Source organism: Promicromonospora aerolata (genome assembly GCF_042682255.1).
In the GTDB taxonomy this organism is placed as follows: Bacteria; Actinomycetota; Actinomycetes; order Actinomycetales; family Cellulomonadaceae; genus Promicromonospora; species Promicromonospora aerolata.
Map to the genome: position 1 here is coordinate 4,882,353 of NZ_JBHUHF010000001.1, position 22,984 is coordinate 4,905,336.

General features: G+C 72.5%; 19 protein-coding genes. 14 read left to right on the forward strand and 5 right to left on the reverse strand.

What is annotated here, in order from left to right; all coding sequences use genetic code 11:
* Positions 1-22 precede the first annotated feature (22 nt).
* From ACFSL2_RS21775 to ACFSL2_RS21785, 3 genes are read left to right on the forward strand one after another with little or no spacing between them, the layout of a single operon-like run.
* On the forward strand, positions 23-1,036 hold the full coding sequence (locus ACFSL2_RS21775; RefSeq protein ID WP_377199843.1) for an alpha/beta fold hydrolase: 1,014 nt from the start codon (positions 23-25) through the stop codon (positions 1,034-1,036).
* A gap of 11 nt (positions 1,037-1,047) precedes the next feature.
* Complete coding sequence (locus ACFSL2_RS21780; RefSeq protein WP_377199844.1) at positions 1,048-2,127, forward strand: glycosyltransferase family 4 protein; 1,080 nt, start codon at positions 1,048-1,050, stop codon at positions 2,125-2,127.
* Between the two features lie 40 nt (positions 2,128-2,167).
* Positions 2,168-3,370, forward strand: coding sequence for an acyltransferase family protein (locus tag ACFSL2_RS21785; RefSeq protein ID WP_377199845.1), 1,203 nt, complete (start codon positions 2,168-2,170; stop codon positions 3,368-3,370).
* A gap of 490 nt (positions 3,371-3,860) precedes the next feature.
* Here ACFSL2_RS21785 and ACFSL2_RS21790 read toward each other — a convergent pair whose 3' ends face one another.
* Positions 3,861-4,688, reverse strand: coding sequence for an RDD family protein (locus ACFSL2_RS21790; protein ID WP_377199846.1), 828 nt, complete (start codon positions 4,686-4,688; stop codon positions 3,861-3,863).
* A gap of 67 nt (positions 4,689-4,755) precedes the next feature.
* Here ACFSL2_RS21790 and ACFSL2_RS21795 point away from each other — a divergent pair, with 67 nt between their 5' ends.
* The 6 genes from ACFSL2_RS21795 (at position 4,756) to ACFSL2_RS21820 (ending at position 11,530) form a co-directional block, all read left to right on the forward strand.
* Positions 4,756-5,745: a stage II sporulation protein M gene (locus tag ACFSL2_RS21795; RefSeq protein ID WP_377199847.1), complete on the forward strand. Its 990-nt coding sequence runs from the start codon at positions 4,756-4,758 to the stop codon at positions 5,743-5,745.
* Between the two features lie 112 nt (positions 5,746-5,857).
* A complete protein-coding gene (locus ACFSL2_RS21800; RefSeq protein ID WP_377199848.1) occupies positions 5,858-7,075 on the forward strand; it encodes a DUF7544 domain-containing protein in 1,218 nt (405 codons plus the stop codon).
* A 1-nt stretch (position 7,076) separates the two neighbouring features.
* Positions 7,077-7,778, forward strand: a complete 702-nt coding sequence (locus ACFSL2_RS21805) for a DUF4129 domain-containing protein (RefSeq protein ID WP_377199849.1) — start codon at positions 7,077-7,079, stop codon at positions 7,776-7,778.
* Complete coding sequence (locus ACFSL2_RS21810) at positions 7,775-9,064, forward strand: DUF4350 domain-containing protein (protein ID WP_377199850.1); 1,290 nt, start codon at positions 7,775-7,777, stop codon at positions 9,062-9,064. The genes ACFSL2_RS21805 and ACFSL2_RS21810 overlap by 4 nt, the downstream gene beginning before the upstream one ends.
* A complete protein-coding gene (locus ACFSL2_RS21815; RefSeq protein WP_465264542.1) occupies positions 9,061-10,167 on the forward strand; it encodes an AAA family ATPase in 1,107 nt (368 codons plus the stop codon). The genes ACFSL2_RS21810 and ACFSL2_RS21815 overlap by 4 nt, the downstream gene beginning before the upstream one ends.
* Before the next feature lie 10 nt (positions 10,168-10,177).
* Complete coding sequence (locus ACFSL2_RS21820; RefSeq protein ID WP_377199851.1) at positions 10,178-11,530, forward strand: DUF58 domain-containing protein; 1,353 nt, start codon at positions 10,178-10,180, stop codon at positions 11,528-11,530.
* 90 nt (positions 11,531-11,620) lie between these two features.
* Here the strand turns inward: ACFSL2_RS21820 and ACFSL2_RS21825 are convergent, their stop codons facing one another.
* Together ACFSL2_RS21825 and ACFSL2_RS21830 are read right to left on the reverse strand one after the other, a co-directional pair.
* Positions 11,621-12,307, reverse strand: coding sequence for a response regulator (locus ACFSL2_RS21825; RefSeq protein ID WP_377199852.1), 687 nt, complete (start codon positions 12,305-12,307; stop codon positions 11,621-11,623).
* The gene (locus tag ACFSL2_RS21830; protein WP_377199853.1) at positions 12,304-13,689 is read right to left on the reverse strand and encodes a sensor histidine kinase; all 1,386 of its coding nucleotides are present in this window, start codon (positions 13,687-13,689) and stop codon (positions 12,304-12,306) included. The genes ACFSL2_RS21825 and ACFSL2_RS21830 overlap by 4 nt, the downstream gene beginning before the upstream one ends.
* A gap of 194 nt (positions 13,690-13,883) precedes the next feature.
* On the opposite strand from ACFSL2_RS21830, the gene mtrA reads away from it, so the two are divergent.
* Genes mtrA through ACFSL2_RS21845 form a run of 3 tightly spaced genes read left to right on the forward strand, consistent with a single transcriptional unit; the run spans position 13,884 to position 18,054 of the window.
* Complete coding sequence (gene mtrA / locus ACFSL2_RS21835) at positions 13,884-14,564, forward strand: MtrAB system response regulator MtrA (RefSeq protein ID WP_274996175.1); 681 nt, start codon at positions 13,884-13,886, stop codon at positions 14,562-14,564.
* On the forward strand, positions 14,564-16,324 hold the full coding sequence (gene mtrB / locus ACFSL2_RS21840; RefSeq protein ID WP_377199854.1) for an MtrAB system histidine kinase MtrB: 1,761 nt from the start codon (positions 14,564-14,566) through the stop codon (positions 16,322-16,324). Before mtrA ends, mtrB begins: the two co-directional genes overlap by 1 nt.
* A complete protein-coding gene (locus tag ACFSL2_RS21845; protein WP_377199855.1) occupies positions 16,324-18,054 on the forward strand; it encodes an LpqB family beta-propeller domain-containing protein in 1,731 nt (576 codons plus the stop codon). The genes mtrB and ACFSL2_RS21845 overlap by 1 nt, the downstream gene beginning before the upstream one ends.
* 96 nt (positions 18,055-18,150) lie before the next feature.
* Here the strand turns inward: ACFSL2_RS21845 and hpf are convergent, their stop codons facing one another.
* Both hpf and ACFSL2_RS21855 read right to left on the reverse strand, forming a co-directional pair.
* A complete protein-coding gene (gene hpf / locus ACFSL2_RS21850) occupies positions 18,151-18,822 on the reverse strand; it encodes a ribosome hibernation-promoting factor, HPF/YfiA family (protein WP_377199856.1) in 672 nt (223 codons plus the stop codon).
* Between the two features lie 240 nt (positions 18,823-19,062).
* Entirely contained in the window at positions 19,063-19,833 is a 771-nt protein-coding gene (locus ACFSL2_RS21855; protein WP_377199857.1) for a ComF family protein, read from the reverse strand.
* Between the two features lie 154 nt (positions 19,834-19,987).
* Here ACFSL2_RS21855 and ACFSL2_RS21860 point away from each other — a divergent pair, with 154 nt between their 5' ends.
* Positions 19,988-21,250, forward strand: a complete 1,263-nt coding sequence (locus tag ACFSL2_RS21860) for a winged helix-turn-helix domain-containing protein (RefSeq protein WP_377199858.1) — start codon at positions 19,988-19,990, stop codon at positions 21,248-21,250.
* A 25-nt stretch (positions 21,251-21,275) separates the two neighbouring features.
* A complete protein-coding gene (locus ACFSL2_RS21865) occupies positions 21,276-22,982 on the forward strand; it encodes a cation:proton antiporter domain-containing protein (protein ID WP_377199859.1) in 1,707 nt (568 codons plus the stop codon).
* Positions 22,983-22,984 lie beyond the last annotated feature (2 nt).

Sequence of the window (22,984 nt, forward strand, 5' to 3'; positions counted from 1 at the left end):
ACACGTGCTTAGGGTCAGCGCGATGAACACCGACACGCATCCGCGCCGCCGTGCCGCGTCGCCGCCCGACCGACCGCACAAGGCATCGTACGAGCAGCCCTACGCGGCGCTCGTGGACGCCACGCCCGTTCGGGACGCGGACCTGGAGATTCGTGGCGTCCACGCCCACGTGCGCGTGTACGGCGCCGCGACCGCGCCGCACCGGATGGTGTTCCTGCACGGGCTCCGAGGGGACCACCACGGTCTGGAGCCGATCGTCGCCCACCTCGTCCAGGAGTGCCCTGACCTGCAGGTATGGGTCCCTGACCTCCCGGGTTTCGGTGCTTCGCCGCCCATGGTGGACACCGCGCACGACGTCGCCGGCTACGCCGCCTGGACGGCAGAGCTGCTGACCGCCGTCGTGCCCGAGGGTGATGCCGTGCTCGCGGGACACTCCTTCGGGTCGATCGTCGCCGCCGCGACGGTGGCCGGCCCGACAGGGTCCGCGGCCCGGCCCGCTCCGTCCGTACGGGGCCTCGTGCTCGTCAACCCGATTGCGACGGCGGCGCTCGACGGCCCGCGCAGGGCGTTGAGCGCCGTCACCGTGGGGGTGCACCGGCTGGCCGCAGCCCTGCCCGAACGGGTCGGGACGGGACTGCTGCGTCACCCGCTGTTCACCCGCGTCGCGAGCCTCGCCATGGTCACCTCCAGCGACCGGGAGATGCGGCGCTGGATCCACGCGGAGCACGACCGCTACTTCTCGGGATTCGCCGACCGGCGCACCCTGCTGGAGTCCTTCCACGCCTCCGTCGGGACGGACGTCGCCGCCTACGCCCCGCGGATCGGTGCGCCGACGCTGCTGGTCGCGTCGGAGAACGACGACGTCGCTCCGTTGCCGTCCCAGCGGGTCCTGCAGGCGACGCTCGCCGATGCGCGGCTCGCGGTGGTCCCGCGGATCGGGCACCTGGCGCACTACGAGGCACCGGGTGTCGTCGCCCGCGAGACCGCCGAATTCCTGGCCGCGCTCGAGGCCGCTGCCGGGCGGGATGAACAGTGAGGGAAGATCGGATGAAGATCGTCGTCGACTGCCGCTATCTGCGGGTCGGCCGGCACGACGGCATCAGTCGGTACACCGCGGGGATCGTCACCGCGCTGGCCCGGCTGCACCCGGTCGAGGTGCTGGTGAACGACGAACGCCAGCTCGACCACCTGCCCGACGGGCTGCCGTGGCACCTGGTGAGCGCCCCGACCAGCTGGCGCGAGCCGTTCGTGGCGCGGCAGGTGCGGCGGACGGGGGCCGACGTCGTGTTCAGCCCCATGCAGACCATGGGCACCTGGGGGCGTGACTACCGCGTCGTCCTGACCCTGCACGACCTCATCTACTACCGGCACCCCACCCCGCCGCGGAACCTGCCGGCCCCGGTGCGCCTGCTGTGGCGGGCGTTCCACCTCGCCTGGTGGCCGCAGCGCCTCCTGCTGAACCGTGCCGACGCCGTGGTGACCGTCTCGGAGACGACCCGCGACCTCATCGCGCGCCACCGGCTGACCCGGCGTCCCGTGACAGTGGTGCCGAACGCGCCCGACCCGGTGCCGGAGGCGCCGGGGCTGCCCGGACTGGCGGGCGGCCGGTCCGAGACGTCCCGCACCCGGTCCCTCGTGTACATGGGTTCCTTCATGCCGTACAAGAACGTCGAGCTGCCCGCGCGCGCCATGGCGCGGCTGCCCGGGTGGGAGCTGCACCTCATGAGCCCGGTGGCGCCCGAGCACCGTGCGCGGCTGAGCGAGCTGGCCGGCGCCGGGACGCTGGTGTTTCACGACGGTGCGTCCGACGAGGTCTACCGCGACGTGCTGGGCAGCGCGACCGCGCTCGTCTCAGGTTCCCGGGACGAGGGCTTCGGGCTGCCGCTCGTGGAGGCGATGGCGCTCGGCACGCCCCTCGTGGTGAGCGACATCCCCGTGTTCCGCGAGGTGGGCGGGGACGCGGGGGCGTACGTGGACCCCGACGACGTCGCCGGGTTCGTCGCAGCGGTCCGCGAGCTCGACGACGGCGACGTGTGGGCCGAGCGGTCGGCCGCCGCACGGATCCGGGCGGCAGGATACGACTGGAACACGTCTGCGAAGGCACTTCTGGCACTTCTGGTAGGGTGAATTTTGACCGTTATCGTTCTGTGATCTAAGGTCTGCGGCGATGACCCGCCAAGAGAGCATGCCCGCCACCTTGCCCGAGGCAACCACCCCGACCACGGGGGGCAAGGACCGGAATTCCTCCGGTCGGCTCGTGGGGATCGACGCGCTGCGCTTCGCCGCGGCGGCGGCGGTGCTGCTCTACCACTTCACGGCGACGTCGACGGTGACCGGGTACTGGGGTGTCGACCCCGTGGACGCGTTCCCGATGCTCAACGAGATCACGCGGTACGGGTGGCTCGCGGTCGAGCTGTTCTTCATGATCTCGGGGTTCGTCATCCTGCTCACCGCCGACGGGCGAGGGATCGCGGGCTTCGTCGCGTCCCGCGTGGGGCGGCTCTTCCCGGCCTACTGGGCGTGCATCCTCCTGACGGCGGGCCTGCAGCAGGTCTGGTCGGGCGGACGCCGGACCTCCCTCACCGAGACGCTGGTCAACCTCACGATGGTCCAGGACCTGTTCCAGGTCACCGGCTTGCAGGTCGTGTTCTGGACCCTGTTGGTGGAGCTCAAGTTCTACCTGCTGGTGTTCGTCGTGCTGGCGCTCGGCCCGCTCACGCGCAACCGGGTGCTCGCGTTCGCCACGCTGTGGCCGCTCGCCGGCTGGGCGGCTCAGACGTTCGGCGCCCAGTGGCTCGTGGACTGGCTGGTGCCGAACTACGCGCCGTACTTCGCCGTCGGCATGCTCCTGTTCCTCGTCTACCGCGACGGCTTCGACCTGGTCAGCGGCCTGCTGCTCATCGGGGGAGTCACCCTGTGCGTGCTGCGCGTCCTCGACGCCGCCGGCCGGGCGGCCGACCTCCAGGGCGTGCCCGTGAACCCCGTCATCTCCGCGATGCTCATGCTGATGAGCATCGTCGCGGTCTGGGCGACGACCCTGCCCGGCAGGACCGTCCCACCCCGGCGTGTGGCGGCCGTGCTGGGCACGGTCGGCGGGCTGACCTATCCGATCTACCTGGTGCACACCCAGTTCGGCTACGCGGTGATCGACCTGCTCGCCCACCAGACCACCCGCACCGTGGCGCTGTTCGCGGCCGGCGCGCTCAGCCTGGCGCTGGCCGTGGCGATCCACTACGGCGTCGAGCGCCCGACGTCGGTCCGGCTGCGCCGGGCGGTGCAGAGCGCACTGCTGCGCTGCTCGACGGCCCTGCGCTCGCGGGGCCGGCTGCGCACCCGGACGACCTCCGGTCCCGACGCCACCCAGGTCTGACGGTGCCGAGCTGCAAGTTACGGGTGCAGTATTCGGTTGAGCGGGTGTGGTGCGGTGCCGAGCTGCAGGTTGCGAGTGCAGTACTCGGTTGAGCGGGTGTGGTGCGGTGCCGAGCCGCAGGTTGCGAGTGCAGTATTCGGTCGAGCGGGTGTGGTGCGGTGCCGAGCCGCAACTTACGAGTCCAGTACTCCGTCGAACCGCAAGGAACGGGTCCATCGGGGCCCCTTTTGACCAGGAACCTTCGGTTGGGCGCGACCGATGGCGTGTTGCTTGCGGTTCGGCGCCTGAAGGGCTTGCCCGTGGGTTTTGACTGACGAGGAACCTGCGGTTCGGCGCGACGGGTGGCGCGTAGCTTGCGGTTCGGCGCCTGAGGTGCTCGCCCGTGGGCTCCTCCTGACCAGCAACCTGCGGTTCGGCGGGGCCAGCGACGCGTAACGTGCGGCTCGGCGCCCGAGAACGTCCGCCGCGCAGGCCGAGCGACGCGCTCGGCTCAGCGGGGCGGGTCCGCCACCGCGAACGGGAGACGGTGCAGCAGCTCCGCCTGCTCCTCGGCCCGGTTGCGCTCCCGCTGGCCGACCGCGAGCTCACGTTCGCGGCGCTCGGCGAGGACGGCGTGCAGGAACGCCTCGGGGTGGGTGCCCGGCGGCGGTCCGGGCGCCACGTAGCGTTCGATCTGGCCGGCCAGGTCGTCGCCGAGCCGGGCCCGGGACTCGGGCGCGAGGCGGGCGGCGCGGCCCAGGAGCTGGCGGGCAGCCAGGGCCAGCCCGTCCGGCAGCCGGCGCATGTCGGCCGTGTGCGCCCACGCCGCCAGGGACTGCGGCATCACGATCGGGGCCGACAGCGGCTTGCCGCCCCGGACCCGGACCGCGTAGGTGCCGGCTGCGAGGTCGCCGAGCCGCTTGCCCTTCGCGTTCGCCAGCGACGTGATCGCCGCGATGCCACCGAACGTGAGCCACAGCTCGATGACGCCGACCAGTGCGCGGACCAGCGCGTGCCGGAACCGGACGGGGCCGCCGTCGTCCCGCACCACGCGGATGCCGCAGGCGAGCTTGCCGACCGAACGGCCGCGGGACAACGTCTCGACGGTGACGGGTACGCCGACCATGATCACGAAGGTCGCGACCACGTAGACCACCAGGGCGATGTCCTCGTTCAGCGCGGCGCTCTCCAGGAACCAGACGCCGCCGAAGATCAGGGCGGTCCAGAGGACCGCGCCGATCACGAGGAAGTCGAGCATGGCGCCCATCCCGCGCGTGATGAACGACGCCGGGCGGGCGTCCAGCACCACGCCTTCGCCGATGACTATGCCGTCCTGCACGGTTCCTCCGGTCGGGTGTCGGGGCCTTCGAGGTCACGCCGTAACTCTTGTGCGGCAGACTACCGCCGTGGACATCGACGCCTTCACCGCCGTGCACGCCGCAGAGTGGGACCGACTCAAGGAGCTCGCGTCCCGCCGTCGCCTGGACGGTGCGGAGTCCGACGAGCTGGTCCGCCTCTACCAGTCGGTGGCCACGCACCTGTCGACGGTCCGGTCGGCCGCGCCCGACCCGACACTGGTCACGCGGCTGTCCGACGTGCTCAACCGGGCGCGGACCCGCATCGCCGGGACGCACGAGCCCGCCTGGCGCGAGGTGGTGCGGTTCGCGGTGGTGTCGCTGCCCGCGGCGTTCTACCGGATCCGGTGGTGGTCCCACGTGGTGACGGCGGCCTGCCTGCTCGTCGCGGTCGTGGCCGGCATCTACATCGCCACCGACTCCGCCGCGCTCAACGACATGGCGACGCCGTCGCAGCAGGAGGAGTACGTGAACGAGGCGTTCGCGTCCTACTACGACCCGGGCCTCGGGTTCGCGGCGGTGGTGTGGACCAACAACGCATGGATCGCCGCACAGGCCGTCGGCGGCGGGATCACCGGATTCTTCCCGCTGATGGTCCTCTGGCAGAACGCGGTGCAGATCGGCGCCACGGGCGGCATGATGGCCGCCCACGGCGAGCTCGACCTGTTCCTCACGCTCATCGCACCGCACGGCCTGCTCGAGCTGACGTGCATCTTCGTCGCGGGTGCGGCCGGGCTACGGCTGTTCTGGACCCTGGTCGACCCCGGGCACCGCAAGCGGTCGGTCGCCATGGCCGCCGAGGGCCGGGCGCTGATCACCACGGCCATCGGCCTCGCGGCGGCACTTGGCGTCTCCGGACTCGTGGAGGGCTTCGTCACCGGGTCCGAGATGTTCTGGTGGCTCAAGATCGTGATCGGCATGATCGTGCTGGCCGCGTTCTGGACCTATGTGTACGTGCTCGGCGGTAGGGCGGTCCGTGCCGGCGCCACCGGCGACCTCGCCGAGCACGAGGCGGGCGCCACCGTGGTCACGGCTGGGTGACGGTTGCGTGGAGCGACCGGCGCCCGCCGGAATTTCACGGCCCGCTGTCAGCCCGGCGTACTAGGGTTGCCGCGCAGGCACGACTTGAGACGACACCCGGGAGCACGCCCCCATGACGACGCCCGAGAGCGCACCCGACCAGCCGGCGCAGCCGACGCCTCCGCAGCCCGGTGCGTCCCAGCCCGCCGGCTGGGGCGAGCCGCCGCGGTACGGGCAGTACGCGCCCGGGTACGACCCGGCAGCGCCGACCGCTCAGGGGCAGCCGCAGTACGGCACCCCGCAGTACGGCACCCCGCAGGGTGAGCCGGCGGCACAGTACGGCCAGAGCCAGTACGGGCAGTACTCCCCGTACTCCTCGCAGGTACCGGGCTATCGGCCTCCGGCGGACAAGCCCGGCATCGTCCCCCTGCGGCCGCTCAGCCTGGGTGAGCTGTACGACGGCGCGTTCGGCGGCGTCCGGCACAACCCGGGCGTGACGCTGGGTCTGACCGCGATCATCGTGGTCGGCGCCGTCGCCCTCGGCACGCTGATCAGCATCCCCCTCACCACGCTGTTCACCGACCTGTTCGCCGGCCTGTTCGCCGAGGTCGGGTCCGACCCGACGTTCGACGACCTGGGCTTCACCCAGGACGTCCTGGGGGTCACCTACGGCTCCGCGCTCGGTACGGGCATGCTGCTCACGCTCGCCACGCCGCTCGCCATGGGGGTCATGGCGGTCTCCGTCAGTGACTCGGTCATCGGGCGCAAGATCCCCGTGCCCGACGCCTGGCGTCGCGTCGCCAAGCGCGCGTGGTTCCTGATCGGGTTCTCGCTCCTGAGCACCCTCGTCGTGATCGTCGCCTATGCGCTCGCCGTCGGGCTCGTCGCGCTGCTGTTCTACGCGGACCCGGTGGCCGGCGTCATCGGCCTGATCCTCACCGTCGCCGCGCTCGTGGTGGCCGGGGTGTGGGCGTTCACCCGTGTCGTCCTCATCCCCCCGGCGCTCGCGGTCGAAGGCGGCGGCTTCTGGGCCACCTGCCGACGCGCCTGGAAGCTGACGCGGGGCACGTTCTGGCGGGTGCTCGGCATCTACCTGCTCACCTCGCTCATCCTGGGCATCATCGGCCAGATCGTCGCGGTGCCGGTGAGCCTCCTGCTCAGCCTGTTCATGGTCATGGAGAGCGGTGTGGGGCTGTCCATCAGCTACGGGATCACCTATGTCATCACCGGTGGGATGAGCGTGCTGTTCCTCGGCGGCGTCGTCGCGCTGCTCTACATCGACACCCGCATGCGTCGAGAGGGACTGGACGTGCAGCTGCAGGCGGCGGCGGCAACCGCAGCGGACAAGTGAGATGAGGGCCGACCTGCCCGTCGTCCCGGACCGGGACACCGCGCGTGAGTGGCTCAGCAGCGAGCTGCAGGGTCCGGAGTACGCGGAGCGCGAGTCGCTGCTGTCCCGTCTGATCGGCTGGGTGCTGGACTGGCTGAACGGCATCGACTGGCCGGTCGCTGCGATGGCGGGTCCGCAGCTGGGGATCGCCATCGGCGTGGTCGTCGCCGTGATTCTCGTGCTCGCCTGGCTGGTGGCCGGACCGGTGCGCCTCGGGCGCGAGCGCACCAGCTCCGCCGAGGTGCTCGACGCCGACGACGCCCGGACAGCCGCGCAGATGCGTACGGCGGCCGACGCCGCTGCGGCGTCCGGCGACTGGAAGACGGCGACCGTCGAACGTTTCCGCGCCGTCGTGCGCGCTCTGGAGGAACGCGTGATCATCGAGCCGCGGCCCGGCCGCACGGCCCAGGAGGCCGCCGCCGACTCCGGTGCGCGGCTGCCCGCCCAAGCCGCCGGCCTGCGCTCGGGCGCCGACGTGTTCGACGGCGTCGAGTACGGCGACCGCGTGGCCACACCGCAGGACGACGCCGACCTGCGCGCGCTCGACGCCGAGGTCACCAAGGCCCGTCCCGTGGCACCGTCCGGTCCCGGTCCGGCCGCTGGACCGGGCAGCGGGCCGGTCGCCGAGGCGCGGGCGGACGAGCAGACGGAGGTGTCCGCATGACGGTCGCCTCCCCGCCGCCGCCCGCACCCACGCCACCCGCGGTGGTGTCCGGCGCGCGTGCGGGCGGTCCCGTCGACGAGCCGCCCGTGGTGATCGGCGACGACAGCACCGGCCGGTCGCGCGCAGCGAGCAGGTGGCGCCGCCTGCGTTGGCCGCTGACGGTGCTCGCCGCCGTCGCTCTCCTGGTCCTGTTCCTCGCGCTGGTACGCCCGCCGACGTCGGCCGCCCAGTACGCCCCGGACAACCCGGAGCTGAACGGCGGCATGGCCGTTGCCGAGGTGCTGAAGGACCAGGGGGTGCAGATCACCCACGTGACCACCGTGGCCGACGCGGTGGCGGCCGCCGGGCCGGACAGCACGCTCCTGGTCACGCCCAACCCCGCGTTCTTCGCCGACGACCAGATCTCGGCGCTGGACGGCACGGGTGCCGATCTCGTGGTGCTCGGTGCCGACTACACCATGGTCGCGGCCGTGAGCCGGAACACCCTCGACTCCACGTACGGCGAGGCCGCCGAACCGGTGGCGCCGCAGTGCGACGACCCGGCCGCGCAGGCCGCCGGCGAGCTCACGCTGCGGCCCGGGCTGTACGCCGCGTCCGGCGAGGCGGGCGCCGACGCTGTACACCCGGTGCTGTGCTGGCCCGACGGCCTGGGTGCCTACGCCTACGCACGCCTGGACTTCCCGGACCGGTCGGTGACCGTGGTCGACGACCCGGCCGTGATCCGTAACGACTCGGTCCTGGAGGAGGGCAACGCCGCGCTCGCGCTTCGGATGCTCGGGCAGCACGAGGACCTCGTCTGGCTGGTGCCGAACCCGATGGACGTCAGCACCGGCGAGGACGAGCCGACTCCCGCCGAGCGCGGCCAGGTGAACGCGCTGATGCCGCCGGGTTCCGCACCGGTCGCGCTGGTGGCGGTGCTCGCCGCCGTGCTGCTCGCATTGTGGCGCGTGCGCCGCATGGGTCCGCTCGTCGTCGAGGACCTGCCGGTGCTCGTACGGTCGGCCGAGGCCACGCGCGGGCGTGCCCGCCTTTACCGGGCGGCCCGCGCCCGTGGTCACGCCGCGGCGGGCCTGCGCGCATCGACGGCCGACCGGATAGCCTCGCGTCTCGGCCTGGCCCGTTCGTCCGACGCCACCTCCGTGGTCGACTCCGTCGTGGCCGCTACCAACCGCCCGTCGCAGCAGGTGGCAGACCTGCTCTACGGCCCACCCCCCGCTGACGACGCCGCGCTCGCCGAGCTCGCGCGCCGACTCGACATCCTGGAGAGCGAGGTCCACCGACCGTGACCGAACCAGCCTTCCCCCACCAGCCCGCGGCCCAGCCCGCCGAGCCCACGCCGGCTCAGCAGGCGGCGCCCGAGCAGCCCGCGACAACCGGTCCGCAGAGCGCGGCGCCCGCGGCCGAGCCGCCGCGGTCCGCACCCGAACCGCCCGCCCCGTCGCAGGAGCTGCGCTCTGCCCTGGCTGCGGTCCGTACGGAGGTGGGCAAGGCCGTCGTCGGGCAGGACGCAGCGGTGACCAGCCTGCTCATCGCGCTGCTGTGCCAGGGCCACGTGCTCCTCGAGGGTGTGCCGGGTGTCGCGAAGACCCTCCTGGTCCGCACCCTGGCGGCCGCCCTGAAGCTCGACACCAAGCGGGTCCAGTTCACCCCGGACCTCATGCCGGGTGACGTGACGGGCTCGCTCGTGTACGACGCGCGCACCGCCGAGTTCTCGTTCCGCGAGGGCCCGGTGTTCACCAACCTCGTCCTGGCCGACGAGATCAACCGCACGCCCCCCAAGACCCAGGCGTCGCTCCTGGAGGCGATGGAGGAGCGGCAGGTCTCCGTGGACGGCACGCCTCGTCCGCTGCCCGACCCGTTCCTCGTGATCGCCACGCAGAACCCCGTCGAGTACGAGGGCACCTACTCGCTGCCCGAGGCCCAGCTCGACCGGTTCCTGCTCAAGCTCGTGCTGCCGCTGCCGGAGCGCGACCAGGAGGTGGAGGTCCTCGCGCGGCACGCCGCCGGGTTCGACCCGCGCAACCTGGCTGCCGCAGGAGTCACTCCCGTGGCGGACGCCGGCATCCTGGAGCGCGCCCGCGCCGAGGTGGCCCGCGTCCAGGTGTCGCGCGAGGTGCTCGGGTACGCCGTGGACGTGTGCCGCGCCACCCGCTTCTCGCCGTCGCTCTCGCTCGGCGTCTCGCCGCGTGGCGCCACAGCGCTGCTGCGTACGGCGCGGGCGTGGGCCTGGCTCTCCGGTCGCTCGTTCGTGACGCCGGACGACATCAAGGCGCTCGCCCACCCGACGCTGCGGCACCGCGTGCAGCTGCGTGCGGAGGCCGAGCTCGAGGGCGTCACCGCCGAGGGCGTGCTGGACACGGTGCTGGCCTCCGTGCCCGTGCCGCGCTGAGGGCGCGCGCATGGTCGTGACGTGGCGGGCCGCCGCCCTGATGGGTCTCGGCGTGGTCCCGGTGCTGCTCCTGCCGGCGAACGGGACGGTGCTCGTCTGGTCGGCGGTGGTGGTCCTGGCGTGTGTCGTCGACATCGTGCTGGCCGCCTCGCCACGGCGGGTGGCGGTGCAGCGCCGCGTGCCGGCTTCGGTGCGCCTGCGTGCCGAGGCCACGAGTGAGCTGGTGGTCCGCAACGCCTCCGGGCGGCGGCTGCGCGCCGTGGTCCGCGATGCGTGGGGCCCGTCGGCGGGCCCGGGACCGGGACGCGGACGGTCGGAGCGGGTGCGCCCGGCATCCGGCGGACCCGGCCGGCACCACGTGAACCTGCCGGACGGCGAGGCCGCGCGCCTGCCCACCACGCTCGTGCCGACGCGGCGCGGCGACCGGACGGCGGGCGGTGTGACCGTCCGTAGCCTCGGGCCCCTGGGCCTGGCGGGCCGTCAGGTGACGCTGCCGGTGCCGGGGCGCCTGCGGGTGCTGCCGGAGTTCGCGAGCCGCAAGCACCTGCCGTCGCGTCTGGCGCGCCTACGGGAGATGGACGGCCGCGCAGCGGTGCAGATCCGTGGCGAGGGGACGGAGTTCGACTCCCTGCGGGAGTACGTGGTGGGCGACGACGTCCGCTCGATCGACTGGCGTGCCACCGCCCGCCGCCGGGAGGTGGTGGTGCGCACCTGGCGGCCCGAGCGCGACCGGCGGGTGATGATCGTGCTGGACACGGGACGCACCTCCGCGGCGCGGGTGGGTGCCTCGGACTCGACGGGCGCCCCTCGCCTGGATGCCAGCATCGAGGCGGCGCTGCTGCTCGCCGCGCTGGCCGGTCAGGCGGGTGACCGGGTGGAGCTCGTGGCCTTCGACCGCACCGTCCGCTCCCGCGTGGTCGGCGCGGCCGGGCCGCGGCTCATGCCCGCGATGGCCGAGTCGTTGGCGACCGTCGACCCGGTGCTCCTGGAGACCGACTGGCCGGGTGTGGTCACGCAGGTCCGCACCCGCATGACGCAGCGCGCGCTGGTGGTGCTGCTCACCACCCTGGACCCGGCGGCGGTGGAGAACGGGCTGCTGCCCGTGGTGGACCAGCTCGCACGGAACCACACGGTCGTCGTCGCCTCCGTGGCGGACGAGGAAGTGGCCGGGCTGCGTGCCGGACGTGAGACGGTCGCCGAGGTCTATGACGCGGCCGCCGCCGCCCGGGGCGACCTGGAGCGTACGGCCGTCACGACGATGCTCCGGCGCTACGGGGCCGATGTCGTCGAGGCGCTGCCGGATGATCTGGCGCCCCGCCTGGCGGACGAGTACCTAGCGCTCAAGGCCGCGGGCCGGCTCTGACTACCCCGCTGGCCCACCCAGCTGGCCTACCCAGTGATCGCGCCCGGAAATCCGGTGGTCCCGGGCCTAATCGCTGGGTAGGGCGGGGCCTCACGCACCCAGGTGGCGCAGCACCGCCAGGACGCGGCGGTGGTCCGCGGCGTCCTGGGGCAGGTCGAGCTTGGTGAAGATCGCTGCCACGTTCTTCTCGACGGCCCCGTACGAGAGGTGCAGCAGCTCCGCGATCGCCCCGTTGGAGCGGCCCTGGGCCATGAGCCCCAGCACCTCGCGCTCCCGCGCCGAGAGACGCTCCAGGCCGTCGTCCTGCCGGGCCGAGCCCATGAGCTGCGTGACGACCTCCGGGTCCAGCACCGTCGCGCCCGCCGCGACCCGCCCGAGCGCATCGACGAAGTCGCGCACGTCCGCCACGCGGTCCTTGAGGAGGTAGCCGACGCCGCGGGCGTCGCCGGACAGCAGCCTGCTCGCGTACCGGGTCTCCACGTACTGCGAGAACAGCAGCACGGGCAGGCGGGGGTGCCGGGCCCGCAGGCCCAGCACCGCGCGCAGGCCCTCGTCGGTGAAGCTGGGCGGCATCCGGATGTCCGCCACGACCACGTCGGGCAGCGACTCCTCGCGGACGAGCCGGGCGACCTCCCGCTCCAGGGCGGTCCCGTCCCCGACGGCGGTGACGGTGTGGCCGCGCCGCGTCAGCAGGGCGGCGAGGCCGTCCCGAAGGATCGCCGAGTCCTCGGCGAGGAGCACCCGCAGGCTCGGTGGCGGGTCGTTCGGCCGGGTCATGCGCGGCCCGAGGAGCCGCTGGTCGGCAGGAGCACGGTCACTACCGTAGGCCCACCGACCGGGCTGGACAGGTCGAACGTGCCGTCGACGGAGTGCACCCGCTCGGCCAGGCCGGCCAGTCCGGAGCGCAGACCCGAACCGTCGGGCGGGACCACCGTCGCCCCACCACGGCCGTCGTCGCGGACCCGGATGCGCACCGTGTCCCCGACGGGCTCGACCAGCACGTACACACCGGTGGCGCGGGCGTGCTTGGCCGCGTTGGTGACCAGCTCGGCCACGGAGAAGTAGGCGATCGACTCCAGGGCGGGTGCCAGGCGCCCCTCGGACTCCACCCCGGGGTCCACGTCCACGTGGACCGGCAGGGCGGAGCGGGCGGCGAGGGTCTCGAGCGCCACGGTGAGTCCGCTGTCGAGGGCCGGCGGGTGGATGCCCCGTGCGAGCTCGCGCAGCTCCGTCAGTGCTTCCTTGGTGGACGAGTGCGCGGTGTCGACGAGTTCCGCGGCCTCGCGCACGTCGCCGCCGTCGAGCAGCTGCTCCCGCGCCTCGCCGAGCTGCATGGCGACGGCGACGAGCCGGGCCTGGGTGCCGTCGTGCAGGTCCCGTTCGATGCTGCGCAGGCGGGCGTCGGCGTCGTCCACCGTGCCGGTGCGGGACCGCTCCAGCTCGGCGACGCGCAGGCTGGCGCGGGTGGGGCTCAGCAGCCCGCGGGTCAGCGCGCGGAAGAGCATCGTGAACGTCCGGGTGATCCAGGGCCAGCACAGGATCACCACCAGGCCGATCAGCGCGGCCAGCGCCAGTCGCGGGGGCGTGTCCAGGAAGTAGGACGAGCCGAACTGTGCGCCGCGGTGCAGCTCTCCGTCGGCGCCCGGCTGCTCCGGCAGGAACCGGTACCAGAACCAGTACGTGAGGCCGCCGAGGCCCGTGGCCAGGAACGTGACGCTCACGATGAACGACACGGCGGAGAGGGGCAGGGCGAGGAACATGAACAGGAGCGCCCGCCAGCCGGTGGCGTCACCGAGCATGGAGCCGACGGCGCGCCAGAAACCCCGCGGCCGCTCGTACGGCGCGGGCGCCGCGACATCGACGTCGAGCAGCTCGCGGGCCAGGCTGCGGTAGGCGGCACCCCAGCCACGTGCCCCGAGCACGACGGCGCCGGCCACGAACAGCCCGGCCACCGTGATCGCGACGCCCGCGGTGAAGCTCACCGTGAAGATCGTGTAGGTGAACGCGAACGGTGCGAGCAGGAGCACCAGCGCGAGGTAGCCCTGCTCCCGCCACGTGCGGCTCGCGAGCGGAGCGGTGAGGAAGTGCGGGCCCGGACGTGCTGTCCTGCCCGGGGCGGCGGTGCCGGCCGTGCGCCGGTCGACGGTCATGGAGGTCATGGTGCCAGGTTGGCCCGCGGCACAAGGCCCACGACATGGTGCCGACCGCCCGGTTCGACGGGGGTTGTCCCCCCGCAGGAGGGTCTGGTCGGCCCGAGCACCGGGGGTGCTGGGCGGGGGTGAACTCCTGGTGAACGCGCCCGCCACGGCAGGCGCGGCCGAGTTTGCTGGACCAGCCTGGCACACTGGAGTACATGAAGGTACGAGTTCTCGTCGTCGACGACGACACAGCACTGGCGGAAATGATCGGCATCGTCCTCAAGGGCGAGGGGATCGATGCCGTGTTCTGTGCCGACGGCGACTCCGCGCTGGGGATGTTCCGCACCCACCAGCCGGACCTCGTGCTGCTCGATCTCATGCTGCCCGGTAAGGACGGTGTGCAGGTCTGCCGCGAGATCCGTGCCGAGTCGGGCGTGCCGATCATCATGCTGACGGCCAAGTCCGACACGCTCGACGTCGTGGTGGGCCTGGAGTCCGGCGCCGACGACTACGTCTCCAAGCCGTTCAAGCCCAAGGAGCTCGTCGCCCGGATCAAGGCCCGGATGCGCCGCAGCGAGGACCCGGGGCCGGAGCGCCTCGTGGTGGGTGACGTCGAGATCGACGTCACGGGCCACACCGTCATGCGGGACGGCGAGCGCATCGCGCTCACCCCGCTGGAGTTCGACCTGCTCGTGGCGCTGGCCCGCAAGCCGTGGCAGGTGTTCACGCGAGAGGTGCTGCTGGAGCGCGTCTGGGGCTACCGGCACAGCGCCGACACGCGCCTGGTCAACGTCCACGTCCAGCGCCTGCGCTCCAAGATCGAACGTGACCCGGAGAACCCGGAGATCGTCCTCACGGTGCGCGGCGTCGGTTACAAGGCGGGCGCGACACGCTGATGCCGCACGGCCTGGTCACGCGGCTGCGCCGGGTGGTGTCCCGGGCTCGGGTGGTCGCGGTCCGCACCACCCGGCGCGCGGTCGCACAGTGGCGCTCGTCCCTGCAGCTGCGCGTCGTCACCACCGCCCTGGCCATCGGCTTCGCGGCCATCGCCGTGCTGGGGCTGTACCTCTCGACCTCGGTCCGCGACGGCATCTATGAGCAGCGGCTCGCCGCCGTCGACCGGGAGGCCGCGGCCCTGACGACGCAGGTGTCGAAGAACTTCTCGGAGACTTCGACGACGTCGGACGGCGAGCTGCAGCTGCTCCTCCTGGACACGATCGCGACGCTCAGTGCGACGAGCGGGTCCACGGCCGAGCACTACTTCCTGCTCCACGAGCTGGGCAGCCCGGCGCGCGTCGCCGACTTCGCCTCTCGGGCGGACCTGAAGGACGTGCTCATCACTCCGGAGCTGCGCCAGGCGAACATCGCCTCCGAGGACGACCAGGTGCTGCAGGCGGTGGGCATCCCGTCCCGGGACGACGTCGGCGTGGTCAGCCCGGGCGTCATCGTGGGGTCCACGGTGCAGGCCTCGCCCGACGCCCGGTACGAGATCTACTACCTCTACTCCCTGGAGCCCGAGCAGGAGACGCTGTCGTTCGTGCACCGCGTGCTGCTCGCCGGCGGGTTCGGCATGCTGGCTCTGCTCGGCGTCGTGACCTGGACCATGGCTCGCCAGACGGTGACCCCGGTGACGCGGGCGGCGACCGTGGCGGAGCGCCTCGCCGAAGGGCACCTGTCCGAGCGCATGCCCGGCGCCCGGGGCACGGACGAGATGGCGAGCCTCGCGCGCTCGTTCAACGAGATGGCGGGGAGCCTGCAGGACCAGATCCTGCGCATGGAGGAGCTCTCCGCGATGCAGCGCCGGTTCGTGTCCGACGTGTCGCACGAGCTGCGCACCCCGCTCACGACCATCCGCATGGCGAGCGAGATCATCCACGAGGCACGCCACCAGATGGACGAGGACGCGGCACGGTCGGCAGAGCTCCTCCTCGGCCAGATCGACCGGTTCGAGTCGCTCCTGTCCGACTTGCTGGAGATCAGCAGGTTCGACGCGGGTGCCGCCGTGCTCGACGCCGAACGCCGCGACCTGCGCGACCTCGTGATGTCGGTGGTCGAGCAGGCCGCCCCCCTCGCGGAGACCAAGGACGTACGGGTCTCGGTGCGCCTGCCCGACGTCGACGCGGCGGCCGACTTCGACCCGCGCCGCATCGAGCGCATCCTGCGCAACCTCGTCGTCAACGCCATCGAGCACGCCGAGGAGCGCCCTGTCGAGGTGACCGTCGCCGAGGACGACCGTGCCGTGGCCGTCGTCGTGCGGGACTACGGCGTCGGCATGACCAAGCAGGAGGTCGAGCACGTCTTCGACCGCTTCTGGCGAGCCGACCCGGCGCGGGCCCGCACCACCGGTGGCTCGGGCCTGGGCCTGGCGATAGCGCTCGAGGACGCCCGTCTGCACGCGGGACGCCTCGATGCGTGGGGCCGGCCCGGACAAGGTGCGAGCTTCCGGCTCACGCTGCCCCGCAGCGCCGGTGTGCAGGTGGGTGAACCACCGGTCACGATGGCTCCCGCCTCGCACGAGCCCGGGCTCCGGACCGGACAGGTCCCCGTGGTGCACCCGTCCACGGGCCCGACGCCGACGGCGATCCCCGACCTGTCCGACCCGGGCGGTGCCGGAGCAGTGGGACTGCCCGCCGCCGACGATGTGGAGGTGCACTGATGCGTAAGGCAGCGATGACCGTCATGGCCGCCGTCGTGACGCTGGCCTGCGTCGTCGGGCTCGGAGCCTGCGCCCAGATCCCGACGTCGGGACCCGTGCGCGTGGGCACCGAGGACGTGGAGAAGCAGATAGACATCGCGATGCTGCCGCAAGGACCGGCGCTCGGCGCCGACCCGCACGCGATCGTGTCCGGGTTCCTCGGCGCGGCGGTCGCCGCCACGACGTCGCCGAAGGAGTTCGAGACCGCACGGGAGTTCCTGACCGACGACGTCGCCCAGACGTGGGACCCCGAGGCGTCGGTGCGCGTGGTCCGCGAGCCGCCACTGCCGGAACCTTTCGCGAGCGGCACCGAGATCAAGGAGGCCGACACCGTCGAGGTCGTCGTCCGCGCGACGGCCGTCGCCACCCTCGACAGGGCGGGTGCGTACACGGAGGTCGGTGACCCGCGGGAGCTGGGCTACCGGTACACGCTCACCAGGTCGGGTGGGGAGTGGCGCATATCCGCACTCGACAACGGCGTCCTGGTACCCGCCAACCTGTTCGCCAACCAGTACCGCGCGACCCGCCTGTTCTTCACGGCCGAGAACGACATCAAGAGCCTCGTGCCCGACCTGCGCTGGTTCCCGCGGCAGTCCTGGCGCCGGGTGGCGGTCGAGGAGCTGCTCGCCGGCCCGCCCGAGTGGCTGCAGGGTGCCACCCGGTCCCTCGTGCCGGAGGGTACCCAGCTCGCCTCGCCCGCCATCAGTGACCCGGACGGCGACGAACCCGTCGCCGTCCGGCTCAGCGAGCAGATCAGCACCGCGCCCGCCGCCCAGCGTGCGGTGATCGCCGCGCAGATCTCCGCGACCCTTTCCGAGGGCGCCGGCCGTCCCGTGCCCGTGGACCTGTTCAGCGGCACCAACCGCCTCGCCGTCAACGACACGGAGGTGGACCTGCCGGCCACCATCGTCCAGGCCATGGCGCTCAAGGACGACACCCTGTACCGCATCGAGGACGGCCGGCCCGTCGAGTACGAGGTCCCGGTGGACCTCTCGGGTATCGACCCGACCGCGCTCGCGGTCAGCCCGGTGACGACGCCGATCGTGGTGCGCAACGGCACCGACCAGATCGTGAGTCTCTCGCTCGACGGTGAGAACGGTCCGGTGCCGATCCTCGAGGGGCCCGACCTGGCGTCGCCGTCGATCGACAACCTGGGCGCCACCTGGACCAGCGGGGGCATGGGCGAGCTGAAGGTGGCCGTCACGGCCCTCGACGAGGTCACCGTGGAGCCCGACTGGCTGAGCCGGCGCAAGGTCATCAGCGTGTCCGTGGCACCGGAAGGCTCACGGATCGCGATCGTCAGCGAGGCGCCCTCGGGTACGCAGGTCGACGTCGCCGGCATCGTCCGGGACAACGACGGAAGGCCGATCGACCTCGCGCCGCCGATCTCGGTCGGCGCGCCGGTCGACGACATCGAGGAGGCTCGTTGGTCCGGACTCACCACGCTCGCGCTGCTGACGCGGGACAGTGCGGGCACCTCCGGCATCTGGACCGCCGGTGTGGGCGGGCTGGCCGGTACTGCCGGGCAGTCGCGGCAGCTGCCGGGACTGACGGACGTGCAGGAGATGGCGGCCGGCGTGACCGACCCGAGCATCCTCGTGATCACCAAGGACGGCGACCTGGAGCACGAGGAGACCGGCGTCTGGCAGCCGCTGGCCGAGGACTTCGACCTGGTCGCCTACCCGGGCTGACCGCCGGGCCGCACCCCTGAGACAGATCTCTGGCGAAGTAGAAACGCGTTCTACCTCGCCAGAGCTCGGTCTTGGCGGGGTTCTACCTCGAGCGGGTCACTTCAGATCGGTGACCGGCGCGGCACCGCACGGGCTGTCGAGCTGGATCACTCCGAAGGACCAGCCCTTGCGCTTGTAGAGGACCGACGGACGCGACGTCTCCTTGTCGATGAACAGGTAGAAGTCGTGGCCCACCATCTCCATCTCGTAGACGGCGTCGTCGAGGGTCATGGGGTCCGCGTGGTGGAGCTTCTGCCGGATCACCACGGGCGAGTCGCCGATGGTGGTCTCCACGGAGTCGCCCGGTTCGGACAACGCCGCCGGGGTCGAGATCTGCGGTTCGGGAGCGTTGGCGGACGCGTTCTCGTCGGACAGGATCTCCTCGAGGGGGCGGACGTCCACGGGCGGGAGCACCTTGTTGTTCCGGTGGTCCTTGCGCCGGTCCCGGGCGCGACGCAGGCGCTCGTTCAGCTTGTCGATGGCGAGGTCCAGGGCGCCGAAGCGGTCGTCCGCTGCGGCCTCGGCGCGGATCACCGGACCCTTCGCGCGCAGTGTGAGCTCCACTCGTTCACGGTTCTCGGAGAGTCGCGGGTTGTTCTCGTGCGTGACTTCCACATCCACCCGACGTACGTAGGGAGACAGCAGCTCGACCTTGGCGAGCTTCTCCTCCACGTGCTGGCGGAACCGGTCCGCCACGTCCGTGTGCCTGCCGACAACGACAATTTCCATGTGCGTATCTCCGCTCCGGGAACTCTGGGCCGCGCCGTCCCTTGCCGGCGGCGTGCGCCCGTCCTACTCGTCATGGCACCCCCTGCTACGGGTGCCGGGCACGAACCACCTCCCGTCGCGTACGCCCCGACCGCATCGTCGAGACTCCGATCCAGCGTGGAAGGTTCAGGCTAACTCCGTCGCCTGGGTAACGACAGTCCCAACGGAGAGTGAACAAGGCGACATGGATCTGTCAGACTTTCAGGTTCTGACCAGTTTTCCGTCGATGTCCGACCGGCCGTGTCGCGCCGCCGGCGCGTCGTCCGCCGGGGGCGGCGTCGCTGCCAGCACCGTTGCGCCCAGGACGTCGTGGCCGGCGCGCTCCAGCGCGCGCTCGACGGCGGCCAGCGTGGCGCCGGTGGTCAGGACGTCGTCCACAAGAATGCAGGCGGATCTTTGTCCGAGCGCCCGAGCCCCGCGTCTCGTCATGCGGACGGCGCCGGCGAGATTGCGCCCGCGGGCGCGGGCGCCGAGACCCACCTGGTCCCGCGCGGCACCGCGCCGAGCGAGCGCGGGCACGAACCGGGCTGCCGATCCTGCGTCGCGGAGGCCGTCAACGACGGCCCGGGCCAGGACGGACACGGGTTCGCGGCCGCGCGCCCTACGCGCCGCGCCGGTCGAGGGCACGGGTACGACGGCGAGCGGCGTATCGCCGAGCGCATCGTGGAACGCCGGGCCGAGACGGCGCGCGGCACGGTGCAGTGCCGGCGCGAGCAGCCGGTCGAGGTCGGCCCGGCCGCGGTCCTTCCAGTGCACGACGACGTCCCGCACCGGGCCGGAGTAGGGCGTGAGCGCCCACACGGGAACGGCCGCCACTCCGTCGAGCCGGTCCAGCCGCGGTGCACCGCGCTCGACCCGGACGGGTGGTCCGTCCAGGAGGGCCGCGCACCGCGCACACCAGCGCACGTCCGGCGCGCCGCACGGGCAGGCGACGGGCAGCAGCAGGCGGACGAGCTCACGGACGGGGCGCATCCGACCACCCTGCCCCGTCCCCGCTCGCCGCGCGCCTTGTCCACACCACCGCCGGCGGTCTCCGGGGACCGCCGTGCCCGGTCGGGACGAGTCGAGGGCCGTACCCGACGACGGCCCAGGAGGGAATGTCAGTGGGTGCGGGCACCATGGGGGCGTGCAACCGATCTCCCTGTCACTCGACCAGGCACGCCGGATCGCGATAGCGGCGCAGGGCCTGAACCGCCCGCGCGCCGACGGAACGCGCACGATGCGGCACGTGCAGGGCGTCATCGACCGGCTGGGCCTGCTCCAGATCGACTCGGTGAACGTCCTCGCCCGGGCACATCTGCTGCCCCTGTTCTCGCGGCTCGGCCCCTACGACACCGACCTGCTGGACCGCGCCACGGCGTCGGGCCGGTACGCCCGGCGCACGAGCAAGGGGGCGGCCGCCGACCGCCGGCTCGTGGAGAGCTGGGCGCACGTGGCCGCCTACGTCCCGCCGCGTGTGTGGCCGTTGCTCGCCTTCCGCCGACGGTGGTTCGCGCAGGAGTACGACTGGCGTGAGCTGGACGGCGTGCGGCTGCCCGACGCCCCGCAGGTCGCCGAGGTGCGCGACCTGGTCGCGGCCGAGGGGCCGATCTCCGCCTCCCAGATCCACGACCGGTTCGTCACCGAGGGTCGGTCGGTGCGCCGCAAACGGGGGACATGGTGGGACTGGAGCACCGAGAAGCGCGTCGTGGAGCACCTGTTCTTCACGGGCGAGGTGGTCTCGGCGGGGCGGAACGCGCAGTTCGAGCGGTTGTACGACCTGCCGGAGCGGGTGCTGCCGCCGGAGGCCCTCGGGGAGGTGCCCGAGGCGGAGGCCAAGCGCGCGCTGCTGGAGCTCGCCGCGCGGGCGCACGGCATCGGGGTGGCGCGCTGCCTCAAGGACTACTACCGGCTCAAGGGACCCGTGGCGGACCAGGCGCTGGCCGAGCTGGTGGAGGAGGGCGTGCTGCTGCCCGCCCGCGTGGCCGGCGGCTCCGAGCAGTGGTTCCTGCACCGCGACGCCGGCCGACCGCGGCAGGCGACGGGGCAGGCCCTGCTCGCGCCGTTCGACCCGCTGGTGTGGGAGCGCAAGCGGCTGGAACGCCTCTTCGGGATGCGCTACCGCATCGGCATCTACACCCCCGCCGCCCAGCGCGTCGACGGGTACTACGTGCTGCCGTTCCTCGAGGACTCGCAGCTCACGGCCCGGGTGGACCTCAAGGCCGACCGGGCGGCGGGCACCCTCCGCGTGCAGTCCGCGCACGCCGAGCCGTCGCGGACGGAGGAGACCCCCGCACGCCTCGCGGCCGAGCTGCACGAGATGGCACGCTGGCTCGGGCTCCAGGGGGTGACGGTCGAGCCGAAGGGTGCGCTTTCACCCGCGCTCCGGGTGGCGACGGCGGCTGGCTGAAACATGCGACAACTAAACTCGGTTCATGGGAACCGCTGCGCTCTTCCTGCTCGTCGCGGTCGCGGCCGGGCTGGGGGCGGTCCTGCTCCGGTTGCCGCCCCTGGTGGGATTCCTGGTGGCGGGTTTCGGGCTCCATGCGGCAGGGATCGCTGAGCCGGCCTACCTCGGGACCGTCGCCGACCTGGGCGTGACGCTGCTGCTCTTCGGCATCGGGCTCAAGCTCGACGTCAAGACGCTGCTGCGCAAGGACGTCTGGTTCACCACCGTGGCGCACCTCGTGGTGAGCGTCGCGATCGCCGTCGGTTTCCTGGGGCTGCTGGGCGTGGTCGGGTTCTCCATGCTCGCGGGCGAGGGCCTCGGCGTCCTCGCCCTGCTGGGGCTCGCCCTGTCGTTCTCGTCGACGGTGTTCGTGGTCAAGGTGCTCGACGGCCGTTCGGACCAGTCGGCGCTCTACGGTCGTATCGCCATCGGCGTGCTGATCATGCAGGACCTGATCGCCGTCATCTTCCTGTCCGTGTCCTCCGACCACCCGCCCAGCCTGTGGGCGTTCGGCCTCGTGCTCCTGATCCCGGGGGCATGGCTGCTGCGCCGGGTGTGGTCGCGGGTGGGCCACGGCGAGCTGCAGGCCCTCTTCGGCGTGGCGGTGGCGCTCGGACCCGGTTACGCGCTGTTCGACGCCGTCGGGCTCAAAGGTGATCTCGGAGCTCTCGTGATGGGACTGCTCCTGGCGGGCCATCCGGCGGCCACGGAGCTGTCGCGCAACCTGTTCACCCTGAAGGAGCTGCTGCTCGTCGGCTTCTTCGTGTCCATCGGCTTCTCCGGCGAGCTCACCTGGCAGGCGGCGGGCATCGGGCTGCTCATGCTGCTCATGCTGCCACTGCAGGGGATCGTGACAGCGGTGCTGCTGCGTCTGATGCGGTTGCGCAAGCGCACGGCGATCCTCTCCGGGCTGGTGCTGGCCAACTACTCCGAGTTCGGCCTGATCGTCGTCGCCGTCGGCTCCCAGACGGGTCTGCTGGACGACGAGTGGCTGGTGGTCCTCGCGGTCGCCGTGGCCGCCAGCTTCGTGCTGTCCTCGGCCGTCAACACCCGCGGCAACGAGTACGCCGTGGCGCTCGCCAAGCGTTTCCCGTCCAAGCCCAACGAGTGGCTGCACCGGGAGGAGCGGCTCATCGACGTGTCAGGTGCGGAGGCGCTCGTGCTCGGCATGGGACGGGTGGGCCGCGGCGCCGTGCGCCAGCTCCACGACGACTACGGTCTGAACGTCGTGGGGGTCGAGCACGACCCCGCACGCGTCGCCACCCTGCGCACCGAGGGCTTCACGGTCGTGCAGGCGGATGCCACCGACATCGAGTTCTGGGGCCGGGTGCGCAGCGCCGGCGCGGTGCGCCTGGCGATCCTCGCCATGCCCTTCCACGCGGCGAACCTCATCGCTCTGTCCCAGCTGCGTGCGAGCGGCTTCGACGGCACCGTCGCCGCCGTCGCACGATACGACGACGACGCCGCGGAGCTCGAGCGACACGGTGCCGACGCGGTGTTCCACCTCTACGGCACGGCGGGCCTGGCGCTGGCCGACGAGGCCGCCGAGGCCGCGCTCGGCTACCCGGCCGCCGAGCGGATGCGGGACGCGCAGGCACGGCGGTTCGCCCCGCGGGACCGGACGCCGGAACAGACGCCGGAACAGTCACCGGAACAGGCGGCCGAGCCGGTCGCCGGTGCCGGCCCGCCCTGACA

What these genes read in the sequence shown, in the direction of transcription:
- ACFSL2_RS21775 (WP_377199843.1), top strand. Translation starts at nt 23, where the DNA reads ATGAACACCGACACGCATCCGCGCCGCCGTGCCGCGTCGCCGCCCGAC.
- ACFSL2_RS21780 (WP_377199844.1), top strand. Translation starts at nt 1,048, where the DNA reads ATGAAGATCGTCGTCGACTGCCGCTATCTGCGGGTCGGCCGGCACGAC.
- ACFSL2_RS21785 (WP_377199845.1), top strand. Translation starts at nt 2,168, where the DNA reads ATGACCCGCCAAGAGAGCATGCCCGCCACCTTGCCCGAGGCAACCACC.
- ACFSL2_RS21800 (WP_377199848.1), top strand. Translation starts at nt 5,858, where the DNA reads ATGACGACGCCCGAGAGCGCACCCGACCAGCCGGCGCAGCCGACGCCT.
- ACFSL2_RS21805 (WP_377199849.1), top strand. Translation starts at nt 7,077, where the DNA reads ATGAGGGCCGACCTGCCCGTCGTCCCGGACCGGGACACCGCGCGTGAG.
- ACFSL2_RS21810 (WP_377199850.1), top strand. Translation starts at nt 7,775, where the DNA reads ATGACGGTCGCCTCCCCGCCGCCGCCCGCACCCACGCCACCCGCGGTG.
- ACFSL2_RS21820 (WP_377199851.1), top strand. Translation starts at nt 10,178, where the DNA reads ATGGTCGTGACGTGGCGGGCCGCCGCCCTGATGGGTCTCGGCGTGGTC.
- ACFSL2_RS21825 (WP_377199852.1), bottom strand. Translation starts at nt 12,307, where the DNA reads ATGACCCGGCCGAACGACCCGCCACCGAGCCTGCGGGTGCTCCTCGCC.
- ACFSL2_RS21830 (WP_377199853.1), bottom strand. Translation starts at nt 13,689, where the DNA reads ATGACCTCCATGACCGTCGACCGGCGCACGGCCGGCACCGCCGCCCCG.
- mtrA (WP_274996175.1), top strand. Translation starts at nt 13,884, where the DNA reads ATGAAGGTACGAGTTCTCGTCGTCGACGACGACACAGCACTGGCGGAA.
- mtrB (WP_377199854.1), top strand. Translation starts at nt 14,564, where the DNA reads ATGCCGCACGGCCTGGTCACGCGGCTGCGCCGGGTGGTGTCCCGGGCT.
- ACFSL2_RS21845 (WP_377199855.1), top strand. Translation starts at nt 16,324, where the DNA reads ATGCGTAAGGCAGCGATGACCGTCATGGCCGCCGTCGTGACGCTGGCC.
- hpf (WP_377199856.1), bottom strand. Translation starts at nt 18,822, where the DNA reads ATGGAAATTGTCGTTGTCGGCAGGCACACGGACGTGGCGGACCGGTTC.
- ACFSL2_RS21855 (WP_377199857.1), bottom strand. Translation starts at nt 19,833, where the DNA reads ATGCGCCCCGTCCGTGAGCTCGTCCGCCTGCTGCTGCCCGTCGCCTGC.
- ACFSL2_RS21865 (WP_377199859.1), top strand. Translation starts at nt 21,276, where the DNA reads ATGGGAACCGCTGCGCTCTTCCTGCTCGTCGCGGTCGCGGCCGGGCTG.